Annotated in this window: 15 protein-coding genes; 1 reads left to right on the forward strand and 14 read right to left on the reverse strand. The window is 57.2% G+C overall.

Features of this window, described 5'->3' with window-relative positions; all coding sequences use genetic code 11:
• Positions 1-31: 31 nt before the first annotated feature.
• The 7 genes from rpoZ to V3851_RS01835 form a co-directional block, all read right to left on the reverse strand.
• Positions 32-259 (reverse strand): DNA-directed RNA polymerase subunit omega, encoded by a 228-nt coding sequence (rpoZ, locus tag V3851_RS01805; protein ID WP_331844774.1) that lies wholly within the window; start codon positions 257-259, stop codon positions 32-34.
• Positions 260-283: 24 nt separating this feature from the next.
• The gene (gmk, locus tag V3851_RS01810; RefSeq protein WP_331844775.1) at positions 284-877 is read right to left on the reverse strand and encodes a guanylate kinase; all 594 of its coding nucleotides are present in this window, start codon (positions 875-877) and stop codon (positions 284-286) included.
• Positions 878-890: 13 nt separating this feature from the next.
• Positions 891-1,151 (reverse strand): extracellular matrix/biofilm regulator RemA, encoded by a 261-nt coding sequence (gene remA, locus V3851_RS01815; protein WP_331844776.1) that lies wholly within the window; start codon positions 1,149-1,151, stop codon positions 891-893.
• A gap of 52 nt (positions 1,152-1,203) precedes the next feature.
• Positions 1,204-2,091 carry a YicC/YloC family endoribonuclease gene (locus tag V3851_RS01820; protein ID WP_331844777.1) on the reverse strand — a complete coding sequence of 296 codons (888 nt, stop codon included), beginning with the start codon at positions 2,089-2,091 and terminating at the stop codon, positions 1,204-1,206.
• Between the two features lie 35 nt (positions 2,092-2,126).
• Positions 2,127-4,016: a bifunctional homocysteine S-methyltransferase/methylenetetrahydrofolate reductase gene (locus V3851_RS01825; RefSeq protein ID WP_331845243.1), complete on the reverse strand. Its 1,890-nt coding sequence runs from the start codon at positions 4,014-4,016 to the stop codon at positions 2,127-2,129.
• A gap of 176 nt (positions 4,017-4,192) precedes the next feature.
• On the reverse strand, positions 4,193-5,029 hold the full coding sequence (gene dapF / locus V3851_RS01830) for a diaminopimelate epimerase (RefSeq protein WP_331844778.1): 837 nt from the start codon (positions 5,027-5,029) through the stop codon (positions 4,193-4,195).
• 99 nt (positions 5,030-5,128) lie between these two features.
• A complete protein-coding gene (locus V3851_RS01835; protein ID WP_331844779.1) occupies positions 5,129-7,927 on the reverse strand; it encodes a calcium-translocating P-type ATPase, SERCA-type in 2,799 nt (932 codons plus the stop codon).
• 266 nt (positions 7,928-8,193) lie between these two features.
• Here V3851_RS01835 and V3851_RS01840 point away from each other — a divergent pair, with 266 nt between their 5' ends.
• Positions 8,194-9,954 (forward strand): Rqc2 family fibronectin-binding protein, encoded by a 1,761-nt coding sequence (locus V3851_RS01840; RefSeq protein ID WP_331844780.1) that lies wholly within the window; start codon positions 8,194-8,196, stop codon positions 9,952-9,954.
• An 18-nt stretch (positions 9,955-9,972) separates the two neighbouring features.
• On the opposite strand, the gene V3851_RS01845 is transcribed toward V3851_RS01840, so the two are convergent.
• The 7 genes from V3851_RS01845 to V3851_RS01875 form a co-directional block, all read right to left on the reverse strand.
• Entirely contained in the window at positions 9,973-10,839 is an 867-nt protein-coding gene (locus V3851_RS01845; protein WP_414859242.1) for a PHP domain-containing protein, read from the reverse strand.
• Positions 10,836-11,738 carry a selenium metabolism-associated LysR family transcriptional regulator gene (locus V3851_RS01850; RefSeq protein WP_331844782.1) on the reverse strand — a complete coding sequence of 301 codons (903 nt, stop codon included), beginning with the start codon at positions 11,736-11,738 and terminating at the stop codon, positions 10,836-10,838. The genes V3851_RS01845 and V3851_RS01850 overlap by 4 nt, the downstream gene beginning before the upstream one ends.
• A gap of 93 nt (positions 11,739-11,831) precedes the next feature.
• A complete protein-coding gene (locus V3851_RS01855; RefSeq protein WP_331844783.1) occupies positions 11,832-12,269 on the reverse strand; it encodes a hypothetical protein in 438 nt (145 codons plus the stop codon).
• 182 nt (positions 12,270-12,451) lie between these two features.
• A complete protein-coding gene (locus tag V3851_RS01860; protein ID WP_331844784.1) occupies positions 12,452-12,715 on the reverse strand; it encodes a YlbG family protein in 264 nt (87 codons plus the stop codon).
• A gap of 41 nt (positions 12,716-12,756) precedes the next feature.
• Entirely contained in the window at positions 12,757-13,197 is a 441-nt protein-coding gene (locus tag V3851_RS01865) for a YlbF/YmcA family competence regulator (protein WP_331845244.1), read from the reverse strand.
• 101 nt (positions 13,198-13,298) lie between these two features.
• Positions 13,299-15,116, reverse strand: coding sequence for a helicase-associated domain-containing protein (locus V3851_RS01870; RefSeq protein ID WP_331844785.1), 1,818 nt, complete (start codon positions 15,114-15,116; stop codon positions 13,299-13,301).
• The gene (locus V3851_RS01875; protein ID WP_331844786.1) at positions 15,113-16,819 is read right to left on the reverse strand and encodes a DNA repair helicase XPB; all 1,707 of its coding nucleotides are present in this window, start codon (positions 16,817-16,819) and stop codon (positions 15,113-15,115) included. The genes V3851_RS01870 and V3851_RS01875 overlap by 4 nt, the downstream gene beginning before the upstream one ends.
• Positions 16,820-16,905 lie beyond the last annotated feature (86 nt).

Consider the following 16,905-nt stretch of genomic DNA (forward strand, 5'->3'; position numbering starts at 1 on the left):
TAAATCTCGCGACCCACGAGGTCAAAGAAATCTATTTGTTTTCATCCGATTCGGGAACGATTTGGACATTTTGTTTGATCTTTACAAAGTCCCCGTAAATTTCCTCCAGGGCGATACCGACCTGCTTGTGTGATTTCGGCTGCTTCAGTTCGCTCTTCTCCCCTTCTCTCAGTTGTCTAGCACGGCGGGAAGCCGCCACAACGAGGGAGTATTTGCTGCCGACCTTGCCCAGCATTTTATCGATAGATGGATACAGCATAGAAAAGCACCTCTTCTTTCAGACTCATTTGCAATATTCCTTGGCCTTGTTCTTAACCTTACAATGTTCGGCAACGATAATCGATTCTATTCGGCGGCAAGCCAGATCGATTTCGTCGTTTACGACCGCATAATCGTAATTCTCCAGCAGCCCGATCTCATGGGCGGCCACGGACATCCGGTGATCGATCGTCGCCTGGTTCTCCGTGCCCCGGCCTTGAATCCGGCCTTTCAGCTCGTCGAGCGAAGGAGGCAGCAAGAAAACGAAAACCCCTTCCGGGAATTTCTCTTTGACCTTCAGCGCGCCTTGAACCTCGATCTCAAGGATAATGTCGCGGCCGCTGTTGATCGTCTGCTCTACGAAATCGCGGGGCGTACCGTAAAAATTCCCCACGTATTCCGCATATTCCAGCAATTGATCCTTTTCGATCATATCCAGAAACTGATCGCGGGTTTTGAAGAAATAGTTCACTCCGTTCTCTTCGCCAAGCCGCGGACCCCGCGTAGTCGCCGAAACGGAATAGACGAGCTCCGGCAAGCGCCGCCGCAGCTCGTTGCAAACCGTGCCTTTTCCTACTCCTGAAGGTCCCGATAATACAATAAGTAACCCTTTAGCCATAACTCTCTCCATTTTATTCGTCGTTGTCGTCATCTTTGGCGGAAAGACGATGGGCGACCGTTTCCGGCTGCACCGCCGAAAGAATAACGTGATCGCTGTCCGTAATGATTACCGCACGGGTACGGCGGCCGTATGTAGCGTCGATCAACATGTGGCGGTCTCTCGCCTCCTGAATGATCCGCTTGATCGGCGCGGATTCCGGGCTCACGATTGAAATGATTCGATTGGCCGATACGATATTTCCAAAGCCGATGTTAATAAGTTTAATTCCCATATTCAGGTAGTTCCCCCTATTTTACTTGACTCGGTCAGTGTCAAATGTGACGTTATTCGAGATTCGCCGCCTGCTCGCGAATTTTCTCCAGTTCCGCTTTCATTTCTACGACACGGTTGACAAGAGCCAAATGATTGGCTTTCGATCCAATCGTATTCGTTTCCCGGTTCATTTCCTGTATCAAAAAATCCAGCTTGCGCCCCACCGGTTCGGAAGCCTGCAGCAAAGCGCGGCACTGCGCAAAATGGCTTGCGAGCCGGGTCAGCTCCTCGTCGATATTGGAACGGTCCGCAAACACGGCCACCTCCATCGCAAAGCGCTGCTCATCGAACGTCCCTTCCAGCAGCTCCGCGAGCCGTCCCTTGAGCCGGTTCCGATAATCGGAAACCACTTTGGGCGCCAGGTTGACAAGCTCCGCGTGGATCGCCTCCAGCCGGGAAATCCGCGCTTCCAGGTCGGCTGCAAGATGAAGACCTTCCTTGCGGCGCATATCCAGCAATCCGGCTAGCGCTTCTTCCAGCCCGTCAATCAGCACCTTCTCCCAATCTTCGCCGCCGGAGTTGTCCGCGGGCGAAGGGTTCGGGGGGATCAGCGCATCCGGCAGGGAGAGGACGTCCTTGGCATTCAGCGAAGGTTCCAGGCCGTACTTGGACGCCAATTCTTCGGCTGCGCGCAAATAAGACTCCACGACGCCGCTGTTCAGAACAAAAGGCAGGGTACTTGCGTCATCCTGCTCTTTACTGATATATACATCAATCCGTCCGCGCTTCACGTCCCGCTGAATCCGCCGCCGCAGCACATCCTCGTAGCATGTCCATTCGCGCGGCATCCGCAGAACGATTTCCGAATAACGGTGATTGACGGATTTTATTTCAAACTGAATAATGTACCCGCCGAAGACTCTGGCGGAACTGCCGTATCCTGTCATACTGTGAGACAAAGGCATCACATCCGTTACCCTATTGTAATTGATAATTAAAAACGAGACAAGTGGGCCGCCGACGGTTTCGATTTCTCGTGAACATATTTCGTCAATGCGACGTTCATCTCGTAGAACATAAACGGAGTCATCAAGTAAATTCCGTTAAAATGCTCCATTGCCGTATCGAGCAGCTCCTTGGCGATTTCCACGCCCATCGCCCGTCCCTCCGGCCCGGATAGGCCCTCCATCCGCTTGCGGACCTCGTCCGAAAGCTGGATGCCCGGCACCTCGTTATGGAGATATTCCGCGTTTTTGCCGCTGGCGAGCGGCATTATCCCGATAAAGATCGGAATATCCAAATGGGCGGTCGCCCGTTTGATCGCCACGATCAGCTCCGGGTCATACACCGGCTGGGTCATAATATAGTCCGCGCCGGAGGCTATCTTTTTCTCCAGCCGTTCCACCGCTTTGTGCAGGTACTTCACATTCGGGTTAAAAGCCGCGCCGACCACAAATTTGGCCTTTTGTTTCAGCGGTTTGCCCGAAAAGGCCACGCCCTCGTTCAATTGCTTGATCATGCGGATGATCTCGAAGGAGGTCGTATCATAGACGCTGCTCGCCCCCGGCAGATCCCCGAACCGAGCGGGATCGCCCGTAACGGCCAGCACATGGTCGATGCCGAGCGCGTCGAAGCCCATCATATGCGACTGCGTGCCGATAAGATTGCGGTCCCGGCAGGCGATATGGACGAGCGGACGAAGCCCGAGCTTGAGCTGAACCAGATGGCCGAGCGCCATATTGCTCATCCGCGTCACGGCGAGAGAGTTGTCCGCCAGCGTCAGTGCGTCGACGCCGGCCGCCTTAAGCGCCGCGGCCCCCTCCATAAATTTGCCGATATCGAGGTCGCGCGGCGGGTCGAGCTCGACGATCACCGTATGGCGTTCCTTGACCAGCTGCGTAATGTCCGGGGGGTGCCCCGGACGCGACGGGCCACCGTCCGCTACCAAGCCGGTATCCTTAACCAGTACCGCTTCCCGCGGCTCCGGCAAAGGCTTTCCTTGACCGAGGGGCGCCGCTTCATACCCCCGCAGGGCTTTGGCCGTCGCGGCGATATGCTCCGGTGTAGTGCCGCAGCAGCCGCCGATCAGGCGGGCGCCGAGATCCGCGAACGAAACGGCGCATTCGCCGAAGTAATCGGGAGTGGCCCCATATACATATTCTCCATCCACATAATCGGCCAAACCCGCGTTCGGGAAGACGGAGAGCGGAGTATCCAGCGGTCCGCCAAGCCCGGACATTACGCTCATGATGCCTTTGGGGCCGGAGTGACAGTTGAAGCCGAGCACATCGGCTCCTTCGCCGCGCAGGATGCCGAACGCGTCGGCGATTTTATAGCCGTCGAGCGTGCGTCCGATTTGGTCGACGGCAAACTGGCAGATCGCCGGAATATTGCTTAAGCTTCGGGCAGCTCTCAGCGCGATCCGCATTTCGCCCAGATCGTAAAACGTTTCGAACAGGAGCGCGTCCACCCCCTCGGACAAAAGCGCGGCAATCTGCTGTTCATAGTAAGCGCCGAGCTCCTGCTCGGTCACGTTCGCGCGTCTGCCGCCGCGGATCGAACCGACCGCGCCGGCGACATACACGTCGTCTCCGGCGGCCTGTCTTGCGATGCGGACCGCGGCCCGGTTAATTTCTTCGACCTGCGATTCCAGTCCGAATTTGGACAATTTGTAAAAATTGGCCGAAAAGCTGTTGGTCTCGATCAGTTCCGCGCCCGCTTTGATATAATTGCGATGAACGTCGCCGATCACTTCGGGCTGAAGCAAGTTGAGCTCCTCATAGGAAATCCCGACGGGAAATCCGAATTTATAAAGATACGTCCCCATCGCACCGTCGCCAATCAGGACATCGTTTTCCCATCTTTTGCGCAAATCAGGTCTCATCATAAGTACCCCCGGAGACTTATTTGGTATTAATTAAACGCCGATCACTGCTCGTTTCAGTCATAAGTTCATTCTAATGTATCATAAATCGTCCCGATTGATAAGGATGAACCTTTGAAAGAAAAAGTCCTAAAACAAAAAATAAAGGCAGCCCGTCGGCTGCCCGCTTGCCCGGTTTAAAGCCCGGTATTTCCCGTAAACACGGCTTCCGCCGGCCCGGTCATATAAACGTGGTTGTCGCGCTCATCCCATTCGATAAACAGGTCGCCGCCTTTTAGCCCGATCCAGGCGGCCCGGTCCGTATAACCGTTCAGCACGGAGGAGACAAGGGTCGCGCAGGCTCCCGTCCCGCAGGCCAGCGTTGGTCCGGCTCCGCGTTCCCAGACGCGCATCTCCACCCGGTCGCGCGAGGTCACGGTGGCGAATTCCACGTTGATTTTCCGCGGGAAGTAAGGATGAACCTCCAGCTTAGGCCCCCAGGTGTTCAGATCGAAATTCGGCGCGTCCTCCACATAAATGACGCAGTGCGGATTCCCCATCGACACGGCCGTAAAGTCAAACTTCCGGCCGTCCGTTTCAATCGGCCGGGACAGCACCGGATTGCCCGGGAGCGTCGTCGGCACCGCCAGGCCGTCGAGAATCGGTTCGCCCATATCGACGCGCACCGTTTTCGCCTTTCCGTCTTCAATCTGCAGGCTGACCTGCTGTACCCCGGCGCCGAGCGTTTCGATCGTGATCTCCGTTTTGTCGGTGTATCCGTTGTCGTAGACGTATTTGGATACGCAGCGGATCGCGTTCCCGCATTGTTCGGCTTCGCTTCCGTCCGAATTGATAATCCGCATTTTGAAGTCGGCCTCATCCGACGGCAAAATGAATACCAGACCGTCCCCGCCTACGCCGAAGTAGCGGTTGCACCACGCGACCGCCAGCTCCGAAACGTTCTCCGGCAGCTCCCGCTCTCCGTAAAATATAAGAAAGTCATTTCCGAGTCCATGCATTTTTGTAAATTCCATTGATCTTCCACCCCTTGATCGCTTCACCCTCAGCTTTGCCGCGCAAAGCTTGAAATATAGGGTTAGTCTAACTTTTCAAGGGGCGGAATGGTATTGATTCTATGCACGAATATTTGTACTTTTCGCGGCCACCATCGGCCGCGGACCGCCGAATTTGCGGCGCCGGTTGCCGGACCAGACGCTGCCGGCTCCCATCAGGAAGGTCGGAATTCCGGCGGCAACGAGGGTGATCGCCCATTCGCGGGTTCCCAGCGGTACGGTTTTGAAGATCGGCTGCAGCGCTTCAATGTACATGACCCCGAGCAGCAGCAGTACGGAGGACAGAACGGCAAGAACGAGGAAGCGGTTCTGCAAAATATTGCGGTGGAATATCGACCGCGAGCTGCGGCAATCGAACACGTGGATCAGCTGGGCGACGACCAGCGTGGCGAAAGCGACCGATTGCGCCATGGCCAGTTGGTCCGGATTGTCGGGAGCGATCCGCAGCGTCAACCAGAACGCGCCGAGCGTACAGAGCCCGATCAGCAGTCCGCGGCTCAGGATTTTCCAGCCGAGGCGGCGGGCGAAAATATTTTCGTTCGCGCCTCTCGGCTTATGCTCCATAAGATCCTTCTCCGGCTGATCCACGCCAAGCGCCATGGCCGGCAGCCCATCCGTGACGAGATTGACCCACAAGATTTGAATCGGCAACAGCGGCAGCGGCAGGCCGAGCAGCATGGCGAAGAACATCGTCAAAATTTCGCCGACATTGGACGCCAGCAAATAGCGGATAAATTTACGGATATTCTCGTAGATGTTTCTGCCCTCTTCGATCGCGGCCACAATCGAAGAGAAATTGTCATCGCTGAGAATGAGAGACGAGGCTTCCTTGGATACGTCCGTCCCCGTGATGCCCATGGCGATGCCGATGTCGGCCGCCTTGATCGCCGGGGCGTCGTTGACACCGTCCCCCGTCATCGCCACGACATGCCCTTTGCGCTGCAGCGCCTTGACGATCCGCAGTTTATGCTCCGGAGCGACCCGGGAATAAACGAAGATCTGATCGACTTTGCGTTCGAGCTCCTCGTCGCTCATTCCGGCAAGCTCCCGGCCGGAAAGCGATGCCCCGCCGCGCGGCAGGATGCCGAGATCGGCGGCGATCGCTTCCGCCGTGAGCCGGTGGTCTCCAGTGATCATCACCGTCTTGATGCCGGCGCGCCGGCAGACGGAGATCGCATCCCGCGCTTCGCGGCGCGGCGGATCGATCATCCCAGCCAGCCCGATGAAGATGAGCTGCGATTCCACGGACTCCTCGCCGCTTAAATTTTCATGCGGCTTCACGTCCCGGTAGGCTAACCCTAACACGCGCAGCGCGCTGCGGGCCATCGCCTCGTTCTCCGCTTGCACCCGGCTACGCAGCGTTCCCGTAAACGGTACGACCTTGCCCTCCCACAAAATATACGAGCATTTATCGAGCAGCATATCCGGGGCGCCTTTGACGAGCGCCATTTTCCCGCCTTGATGGGTGACGACGACCGACATCATCTTGCGCTTGGAATCAAAAGGAAATTCCTGCTCCCGCCGGTACGACGCGCCGAGCGTTCCGGGCGACAGCCCCATCTTCGCGGCAAGCACCACGAGCGCGCCTTCCGTCGGATCGCCTTTCAGCTTCCACTGTTTGGCTTCCGGCTCCTCCTTCACCTTCTTGCGGCCGCGCATATCGCCGTCGGCCTCGTAAATCGCGGCGTTTCCGCACAGGGCGCTGACCTGGAGCAAGCGGCGCAGGCTCTGGTCCTGCTTCAAATCGACCGGCCGCTGACTCTCCATAATCTGCCCGACCGGCTCATATCCCTCGCCCGTCACTTCCAGCGAACGCCCTTCCAGCCACAGCCTGGTTACGGTCATTTTGTTTTGCGTCAGGGTCCCGGTTTTGTCCGAGCAAATGACGGAAGCGCAACCGAGTGTTTCCACGGAAGGAAGCTTGCGCACGATGGCCTTGCGCTTGATCATCCGCTGCACGCCGAGCGCCAGCGCGATCGTCACGATCGCGGGCAATCCTTCCGGAATGGCGGCCACGGCCAGGCTTACCCCGGCAAAGAACATCGCTCCCGCGGGCTGTCCGTGTAAAATCCCGATCAGCACCACGAGCACTGTCAAGCCTAGCGCGATATATATCAGGATTTTTCCCAGTTGATCCAGTCTTCTTTGCAGCGGGGTTTCCTGCGTATCCGTATTTTGGATCAGATCGGCGATTTTGCCCATCTCCGTATCCATCCCCGTCCGGATTACGACGCCGCGCCCGGTGCCGCGCGTTACCATCGTTCCCATGAAGCCGATGTTTTTCTGATCGCCGAGCGGAACCTCCGCTTCCTTGAGCACACCTGCGTGCTTGCCGACGGGATGGGATTCCCCGGTGAGTGCCGATTCCTCCACATCGAGGCTGTTCGTTACGAGCCAGCGGATATCCGCCGGAATCCGGTCCCCGCTCTCCAGAACGACGATATCGCCGGGCACCAGCTCACGCGCGGGAATATGCCGGACCGTCCCGTCCCGCAGCGTATTGGCGTGAGGGGCCGACAATTCCTTAAGCGCACGGAGGGAGCGTTCGGCCCGGAATTCTTGAATAAAACCAAGTATGCCGTTCAATAAGATGATCGCTATAATCGTAACGGCATCCAGATATTCGCCGAGAATGCCGGAGATAAGTGTTGCCCCCATCAGCACGAGCATCATAAAGTCTTTGAACTGGTTCAAAAACAGCAGCCACGGGGAAATACGCTGCCCCTCCGATAACTCGTTCCATCCGTACTGCTCCCGCCTCCGGGCCGCTTCATCCTGGGTCAAGCCCTGTTCGGCCGTTACGCCGAACTTTTCCAGAAGCTCTTTCCCACTCCACTGGTGCCAGTTTTTTTGATCCATCCTACCAATTCCCCTCCCGTGTTTAATGCGGTATATAGCGCGAGGCTTTTCCATCTAGGCTAAATGTATTCCGGCCAGTCCCAAATTATCACAGCTTGGGCTTCCAAGTTTTTGCCGGAATACCGGAAGTCTTGTATCATAGAGGAGGAAATAAACATGTTTTTCGAAATTTAGAACAATTTTAATGATGCGATGCTCAAAGCGCGTTTTCCCCGGCGATGAACAGCCGGTGTTTTGAGCAAGCATTCAGACAGGAGAACTGGAAAATGGCACTTGACGGAATCGTAACGCGGGCGATCGTTCATGAATTGCAGGCGGTCGTCGGCGGACGCATCAATAAAATACATCAGCCTTCCCCGAACGACATCATCATCCATACGCGCGCATCGGGCGGGAATCGGCGCCTTTTGCTGTCGGCCAATCCGACGTATCCGCGCGTACAGTTCACGGAGGAGTCCTTCCCGAATCCGCTGGAAGCGCCCATGTTCTGCATGCTGCTGCGCAAGCATTGCGAGGGTGGAGTGATCGAAGCGGTCGCCCAGGTGGGGATGGAGCGGATCATCCATCTCGATGTGCGCCAGCGCGACGAACTGGGCGATGTCTCGCTGAAACGGCTGGTAGTGGAGCTGATGGGCCGCCACAGCAACATTATTTTGCTGGACCCGGCAACGGGCGCTCAATTGGACGGCATCCATCACGTAACCCCGGCGATCAGCGGCTATCGCGTCGTGATGCCCGGCTTCACTTATACGGAACCCCCGCAGCAGCATAAGCTGAATCCGCTCTATGCCGATCAGGCGCAGTTTACGGAAGCCTTCCCGGCCGCCGGAGAAGAAAGCCGCAAACCCGGCTGGTTGGTCGGAACGTTCAGCGGCCTCAGCCCGCTGATTGCGGAGGAGGTTTATTTCCGTGCCTTTGGGGAATCGGACTTGGGGCTTCGGGATCCTGAACCTGATCCGGAGCAGGTATGGAACGCTTTTGACGGTTTAATGGAGGAAGTGCGGAAGCATCATTATGCCCCGGTTACAGGCGAGAACACGAAGGGGAAGAGCGTCTTCTCCGCAGTTCCGCTAACGCTGATTCAAGGCGAGTCCAGAACTTACGCTTCGATCAGCGAATGCATGGAGGAATATTTCGGGGAAAAGGCGCTGCGCGATACGGTCAAGCAAAAAACGAGCGACCTGCTGCGGTTTCTGCAAAACGAGCGGAACAAGAACATCAAGAAAGTATCGAATTTGGAACACGATCTGGAGGAAGCGGAGGACGCGGAGCGTTACCGGATCTGGGGCGAGCTGCTGCTGCCTTCCCTTCATACGATCAAAAAGGGCGACCGGTCGGTGGAGCTCGTCAATTATTACGACGAAGAGCAGAAGACCGAAACCGTTCCGCTCGATCCGCTGCTCACTCCGTCGGAAAACGCCCAGCGCTATTTTAAAAAATACAATAAATTCAAAAACAGCTTAGCGGTCATCGACGAGCAAATGGCCAAGACGCGGGAGGAAATCGCTTATATTGAAGAGCTGCTCCAACAATTATCCTATGCCACGCTCAGCGATGTCGACGAAATCCGGGATGAGCTGATCCAGCAGGGTTATTTGCGGGACCGCGGCAAAAAGGGCAAAAAGAAGAAAAAGAGCCCGCACCCTACCCTGCACGTATACACGTCCTCGGAAGGAATCGAGCTGGTTGTCGGCAAAAACAACTTGCAAAACGAGTATGTGACCAACCGTTTGGCGGGCCCGAACGATACTTGGCTGCATACGAAGGACATTCCCGGCTCGCATGTCGTCATCCGCAGTTCAAGCTACGGCGAATCCACCTTGAACGAAGCGGCCCAGCTTGCCGCTTATTTCAGCCAGGCCAAGGAATCGAGCAGCGTGCCGGTCGATTATACCCTGATCCGCCATGTCCGCAAGCCGAGCGGAGCGAAGCCGGGCTTCGTGATTTACGACCACCAGCGTACGTTGTTCGTAACGCCGGACGAGCGGGTGATCAAAAGCTTGCCGAGTTCGGTGAAGAACGGCTGACATCCGGCTTATGCGCACTTATTTGCCCGCGGCTTTTCTCAGCCGCTCCACGATTTCGCCGGTAACGCAGCGCCCGCCGAGATCGCCGTGGAATACGACGCCCTGACGGACGCCATGATAATCCGATCCGCCGGTGGGGATCAGGCCGTAATGTTCGGCCAGCGCCAAATAGCGCTGTTCCTCCTCCGGCCCATGGTCGGAGTGATATACTTCAATGCCCGCCGGCCGGCCGCGCTCCAGAATTTCGCTTACCAGCGCATCGTCGCCGTACAGCCCCGGATGGGCGAGCACCGGAGCGCCGCCGGCCTCGCGGATCCACAGCATCGCTTCCTCCGGGGCGATACGGGGCAACGAGGCATAGCCGGGCTTGCCCTCCGCGAGGTAGCGGTCAAAGGCGTCGCGCATATCGGCGGCATAGCCTTTCCGTACCAGCGCATCAGCGATATGCGGGCGGCCCAGGCTTTCATCCGGACGTAGTTGGCGGCCGAGCCCGGCGATGACCTCCTCCAGCGAGATGGGAATCCCCAATCCCTGCAGTTTTTGGATGATCTGGCCGTTCCTCGCTTCCCGCGTCTCGCGAAGGCCCGCCAACCTTTGCAGCAGCACCGGGTCTTCCGCATCGAGAAAATAACCGAGCACGTGGATATCCTTCCCGCCCGCCCGGGTGCTGATTTCCACGCCGGGAATAACGGCGATTCCCCGCCGCGCTCCTTCTTCCACGGCCTCCTTCACTCCGGCTACCGTATCGTGGTCGGTGACTCCCAGGCCGGACACCCCCTTTTCCTGGGCGAGTTTGACATTCTCCGCCGGAGTGTTCATGCCGTCGGACGCCCGCGAATGCGTGTGAAGATCGAACCGTTGGCTTGCGTCGTATTTTATCGTCATGGGGTCCATTCCTCTCTTAGAAAGGTCAAAAACGTCTCCGCCGAAATCGGCAGGAGCGTCGATTTTAGGTGAATCGAATAAAATTTCCGTTTAAACTCCGCGTCTTCGATATCAAGCACCGCCAGCAATCCGAGCGCCTGCTCGTGCTTCACCGAAGACGGGGAAATGATCGTTATGCCCAGGCCGGCCTCTACCGCCGATTTAACCGCTCCCGTACTGCCGAGCTCCATGACCGTCTCGAGCCGCTCCGGCCGAATCCCCCGGCGTTCCAGCTCGGCTTCCATCACCTGCCTCGTCCCCGACCCTTTCTCGCGGAGCACAAAAGGATATTCCGCGACATCGCTGAGCTGGATCGCCCCTTTGACCGTCAATGGATGATGCGCGGGGACGATCAGCTTCAATTCGTCCTCCATAACAGGTTCCGAGATCATGTCCGGATGGTGAACCGGAGCTTCCACAAGGCCGAAGTTGAGCTGGTGGGACAAAATATCCTCGATGATCTGGGTCGTGTTCATCACTTTTAGCGCGATCGAAATATCGGGATATTTCTTGCCAAATGGGCCGAGAACACGCGGCAGTACATACTCCCCGATCGTCAGACTCGCGCCGAGTTGAAGCCTGCCCTCCAGCATGGACGTATAATGAGACATCGCCCTTTCGGTCTCCCGCATCAGTTCCAGACTGCGCCGGGCGTAGGGAAGCAACGTTTGCCCGGCCTCCGTCAAGTCGATTTTCTTGGTCGAGCGGATCAGCAGCTTGCTGCCGAAATAATCCTCCAACGCTTGAATCTGCATCGTGACCGCAGGCTGTGTCATATGGAGCGCCTGGGCGGCCGCCGAGAAGCTGCCCCGCTCGGCAACCGTATAAAAAATATGAAGCTGATGGTAGTTTAAAGCCATCTAAAGTCCAACTCCTTCTCCCCTTACAATAGCATGACCCAAACGACAAAAAAAGCATGCTCTCCTAAGAGAACATGCTTACCGGTGCCCCGGCTATCTCCGTTTGCGGCTATTTTTCATAAGTGTCATGCGCCGTGAATGGCGCAGCCAGGAATAATACGATTTAAGATCGCGAAGTTCGATCGTTTCCGACATCCGGCCCAGAAAGGTAACGATAATCATTCGGTGTACCGGATTTCCCTGCAAATCACATTCGCCTTGCAGCTCCGCAAATTCGGCCACCATGACAAGATCGTCATCCACCAGGTAAACATCTTCTTCATTGCGGTAATACGGAGTAATTCTGCCCTGCTTCAAGCATTCCCAAGCCCAACGGGCGATGTTGTCGACTTCGCCGTTGGTCCGGTCGATCCGGTCCTGATATCGGAGCCTGGCATGATGGGTTATGACAATATCGGCGACCCGCTTGTCGCCCAACAGAACATGGAATGCTTCATAGGTTCCCCACCGCTCCGCAGCCTTGTCTCTCATGCCGCACCTCACATCAAATAGGTCTTTATTACTATGTATAATTACCTATTATATTACATCATTGCCTATGTTTCGACAATAACAAAAATGTCTTTCGACCTATTTTTCCATACGTTGGGACAAAAAAAATTCATTATACAAAAAAAAGCGGCCCGCAGGCCGCTGATTGTCTAAGTAACGCCTTATAAACTGTAATAACGGGTTTTGTCCGGAATATCCTTGCTGTACTCCGTTTTGATCTCATTCCGGTACGAGCGTTCGATCTTGCGAACATACGGAAGCTTGCGGACATTTTTCATCGTTTCTTCCGCCCGCTCGGCATTGACGTACATCACGACATAATGCATCCGGCGGGATAAATAATGCACGCTCCCGTATTTGTCCAAATTTCTTGCCGCTTTCAAATCGCTGACCCAAATGATATAGCCTGTACGCTCTGGAAACATGCTTTCCCCCCTTTGCTGGTAGTTGCTCTGCCCTTGTGTGTTCAGCCGCAGCTGCATTTGCCTCCGCTGCCGCATCCTCCGCCCGAAGGCAAGGGATCGTTGCTCGGCACTTTGATGCTCTCCGATACAGCATAGGCGATCGTCTCCGACATCTGATGCAGGATATCGTCCAATTCTTTCTCCGCGGTCTTGAATCGGCGCACGGCTTCAAATTGCTCCAGCTCCTTTTCCACCTCGGCCACTTTATCCTTGGCCTCATGGTAGTTGGGATGGAAATGGCCGAATCGCTCCGTTTCTGCGAACAGTTCCTTTTGGGCCTCCATTTTCTTGACCAGAGCCTGAATCTCCGCATCCTCCTCCACGCGGCGCTTCCAATATAAATAATCGGAAACGGCGGCGGAATTATTTATCATATCGCCTAATTCATAGGCGTATGTCAGCACTGCGGCCATGTCAACCGTATGGGTCTCCGTTACGCTCATGAATTTCAACTCGATTCTGTTCAAAGTATTCCACCCGAAAGTAGACGAATTCATCATACCACATTCTCCCGGCTAGCAGAAGAGGGGGAGTTTGGAACGGTCTAAGAGATTTCCGGCGTCAGCAGCCGCATGGCGCTCCAACATTCCGGGGCCAGCTCGGCGGCAGTCCCCGCGCCCCCGTCTTGATCGGGCGGAAAAAGAACGCCGCTTGCCTTCCAGCCCGCTTCGCCCGTAATGGCGGCCGGGATAAATTCCATGTTCTTTCCCTCCAGCCGGAGCAGCACCTTGGCCTTCCAGTCGACCGCCTGCTGCATGATTTTTCGCTTGGTAGAATCGTGATAATCTCTCATTTCGCCGCGCCACATGCCGGGAATGTCATGCCAGCCGGGAAAAAGCTCATCCAACCCCGGCGGTTCGTCGGCAGGGTCGTAAAACCCCAGATTCCGGCCGCTGTATATCCAGGCCCGCTCCGAATATTCCCCGGATAAACCGGCCGGTTCCGGCATAGAGCCGGACTCCACGAGGCGGGGATATTCCGGTGCGGCGGAAGCCGCATTCCGCGGTTTAGGCGGAGCCAGCCTGGCCTCCTCCAGCACCTTGCGGACTTTGGCCTCCTGCTCCGCGTCTACGATGAAATCGCGCGGTCCGATCCTCTCCAGCAGGCCGGCCAATAAAGGTAAGGATGCGGCCGTATCGGCGGCCGCTTCATCTTTACAGCGCAGCAGCAGCACCGTTTGCAGCGAGGTCCGGCCCAGTTCGCCCGCCCATTGCAGCAGAGCGAGCCGGACGTTATCCGGCACGCCGGCCGAACGGGATTCGAGCAGCTCCAGAACCGTCTCCGGCGGGCGGCCAAGCTCGGCGGCCCGGGCAACGCTTGCCCTGCTGAGCCGGTAAACGGACATAATATCCGTGGTCTGGTTGTCGCAGCAAGCCTCGAGCTCCCAGCGTACGCGGAAGGATACCTCCGGCGGCACCAGAATTTCAAAATCCGGCTGAATGAATATCGTCCCTTCTTCGCCGTAAACGTCCTTCGCCGACTCCGGCAGGTTTAGCGCCGGCCTCCGTCGCCAGCGGATCAGTTCGGTATCGCTGCCGCCTTCTGTGCCGATATCCAGCCAGCCGAATCCGCGTAAAGCGTCCAGCCAGCTTTTGAACCACATCCTTGATTGTTCCGGTAAATCCCCTGCGGGGAGCATTCCCAAACTCCGCAGGGAAGCGAGCACTTCCGGGGCCGCATACCAGGATCCCTCCCTAAGATCGCTTTGGGCAAGCCTGTACACATAATGCTGGATCCCCGCCTCGTCCGGGACATAGCGATGGAGCAATTCGCGAAACAGCACCGCGTCCATCGTCTCCGGGGCCAGGTCCAGCCAGGCCGTAAGCTCCCGCGCGTTCAGCGCCCATCCCGTCCGCTCCCGCTCCAGCATTCCCAACGCTTGCAGGAGATCAAGCACGACGGCTAGCTGCGGAGGGTATGCCTCCCGATGCGGGTACTGTAGCCCGAGACCGGCTACGTCCTCCTCACGTAAAAATAAATGATCTGTCAGTTTGCCGATCGATTTCTGGTGAACCGTTCCCTTCGCCGTCATGGGCAGCCCGTTCCGGGCAATCCAGGTCAAGGCGCGGAACAGATCGATTTGCAGCCCCGGACCCGCCTCCTTTTGCAGTTGAACCGAGCCTTCGTACGGCTTCAGGGGAGTGAAGGTCAGCCGTTCCCAGAGCATGGGCAAACGGGACTGCGGAATATAATACAGCTTCTCGCCCCAGGCTTTCTTCACCGCGGCCAATTCTCCGCTTCGCAGCAGCCCTGGAAGCGCCGCGCGCAAATCGGCGCCGCTTACGCGGCCGGACGCCGCGTCGTCGAGTCTGTCCAGCTTGAACGGCTGACCGGCGAACCGGATAAAAATAGGCTCGATCATGCACCTTCCCCCCGTTCAAAGCTCACTTCATATTCATAGCCTTGTTCAATGAGGAACAGCTGTCGGCGCATGGCAAATTCCTGCTCGCGCGTTTCCTCCGAGACGAGCGTGTAGAATAAGGCGCCGCCGCCGTCCCGCTTCGGGCGAAGGATGCGGCCGAGCCGCTGGGCTTCCTCCTGACGCGAGCCGAAGCTTCCGGAAATTTGAATCGCGACCGAAGCGTCGGGCAAGTCCACCGCGAAGTTGGCCACCTTCGACACGGCCAGCACCGGGACTGCTCCGCTGCGGAACTTGGCGAACCATTGCTCCCGCTCCGCCTGGGGCATGCTCCCGGTGATCAGCGGAATTCCCAGATCTGCGGCCAGCCCGCGAAGCTGGTCCAGGTACTGCCCGATGATCAGGATCTGGCGTCCCGCATGGAGGGTCACCAGCCGTTTCACGATCTCGTTCTTGCGGGGATTTTCCGCAGCGATCCGGTACTTATCCCGGCCTTCCGCCAGGAGGTACCGCTCCTTCAGCGTCTCCGGCAGGCCAACCCGCACTTCCCGGCACTCCACTTGGGCAATGAACCCGCTCTCTTCCAGCGCCTTCCACGGCACTTCGTACCGCTTGGGGCCGATTAGCGAGAACACGTCGCGCTCGCAGCCGTCCTCGCGTACCAGCGTGGCGGTGAGACCGAGGCGGCGGGTCGCTTGAATGTCGGCCGTGGCGCGGAACACCGGGGCGGGAAGCAGATGGACTTCATCATAAATGATGAGGCCCCAATCCCGTTCCTTGAACAGGCTCATATGCTTGAATTTCTCCTCATTCTTGCCCCGATGGGTCAATATTTGATAGGTCGATACGGTGACCGGACGCACCTGCTTGGTTTCTCCCGTATATTCCCCGACGGCATCCGCCGGAAGCGTGGTTTTGTCCGCGATCTCGGATATCCACTGCCGTACCGATGTAACGCTTGAAGTCAGGATCAAGGTCTCGCATTGGAACCGGCTCATCGCCGCAAGTCCGATCACCGTTTTCCCGGCGCCGCACGGAAGGACGAGCACTCCGCTGCCTCCGTCTCCTCCGCTCGCCCCGCTGCCGCTTCCGCCGGCGAAAGCCTCCACGCTCTCCTGCTGATACGGGCGGAGCGCAAAGCGCCGTCCGCTGCCGGTTTCATCTTTGAGCCGGAAAGATAGAGCTTGCCCTTGATGGTATCCGGCCTCGTCCAGAACCGGGTATCCGAGCCGGGCCAGAGCCTGTTTCAAATCGCCGCGCCACAGGGCGGGAAAAACGGCCCTGCAGGGAGCGACAAGCTCGAGGCCGAATCCGGATAGCCCTTTCTCCTTGACCAAATGCGGAAGCAGCTCCGGCTCGTCCGGAGTGGATTCCAGACATAGCCGTCCAGGATCGTCGCCGTCCGGGCACAGCTTCAGGCTGCCGTACCGGGAGACCCACATAATAATATCCTCAATGACTCCGCCGGGGACCTCCCAGCGCGACATCCCGCTTAGCTCCCGGGCGATCTCCTCCGCGGTCATCCCCGCGGCCGCCGCGTTCCACAAGGACAAGGGGGTGATCCGGTATGTATGGTAATAAGCTGGGCTTTTGACCAGCTCGGCAAATAGCGCAAGCCGCGCCCTGGCGTCTTCAAATCCGGGATGATTCTTCTCCAGCAATACCGTGAAATCCCGCTGTACGATGCATGCTCCGTCACTGTTCACCGCCTGACACCCTCCTTATATATTAAAGATGATAAATTATATATTAAAAAAGAAGCCCGCCAGCCATCGGCCGCGAACTTCTCTTC

Source organism: Paenibacillus haidiansis, assembly GCF_036553665.1.
GTDB classification, from domain to species: Bacteria; Bacillota; Bacilli; order Paenibacillales; family Paenibacillaceae; genus Fontibacillus; species Fontibacillus haidiansis.

Bases quoted from the DNA above. Each gene is read 5' to 3' on its own strand.
- V3851_RS01825 (WP_331845243.1), bottom strand. From the start codon at position 4,016: ATGAGACCTGATTTGCGCAAAAGATGGGAAAACGATGTCCTGATTGGC.
- V3851_RS01840 (WP_331844780.1), top strand. From the start codon at position 8,194: ATGGCACTTGACGGAATCGTAACGCGGGCGATCGTTCATGAATTGCAG.
- V3851_RS01855 (WP_331844783.1), bottom strand. From the start codon at position 12,269: ATGAGAGACAAGGCTGCGGAGCGGTGGGGAACCTATGAAGCATTCCAT.
- V3851_RS01845 (WP_414859242.1), bottom strand. From the start codon at position 10,839: ATGACGATAAAATACGACGCAAGCCAACGGTTCGATCTTCACACGCAT.
- V3851_RS01835 (WP_331844779.1), bottom strand. From the start codon at position 7,927: ATGGATCAAAAAAACTGGCACCAGTGGAGTGGGAAAGAGCTTCTGGAA.
- V3851_RS01850 (WP_331844782.1), bottom strand. From the start codon at position 11,738: ATGGCTTTAAACTACCATCAGCTTCATATTTTTTATACGGTTGCCGAG.
- V3851_RS01860 (WP_331844784.1), bottom strand. From the start codon at position 12,715: ATGTTTCCAGAGCGTACAGGCTATATCATTTGGGTCAGCGATTTGAAA.
- gmk (WP_331844775.1), bottom strand. From the start codon at position 877: ATGGCTAAAGGGTTACTTATTGTATTATCGGGACCTTCAGGAGTAGGA.
- V3851_RS01870 (WP_331844785.1), bottom strand. From the start codon at position 15,116: ATGATCGAGCCTATTTTTATCCGGTTCGCCGGTCAGCCGTTCAAGCTG.
- remA (WP_331844776.1), bottom strand. From the start codon at position 1,151: ATGGGAATTAAACTTATTAACATCGGCTTTGGAAATATCGTATCGGCC.
- V3851_RS01865 (WP_331845244.1), bottom strand. From the start codon at position 13,197: ATGAGCGTAACGGAGACCCATACGGTTGACATGGCCGCAGTGCTGACA.
- rpoZ (WP_331844774.1), bottom strand. From the start codon at position 259: ATGCTGTATCCATCTATCGATAAAATGCTGGGCAAGGTCGGCAGCAAA.
- dapF (WP_331844778.1), bottom strand. From the start codon at position 5,029: ATGGAATTTACAAAAATGCATGGACTCGGAAATGACTTTCTTATATTT.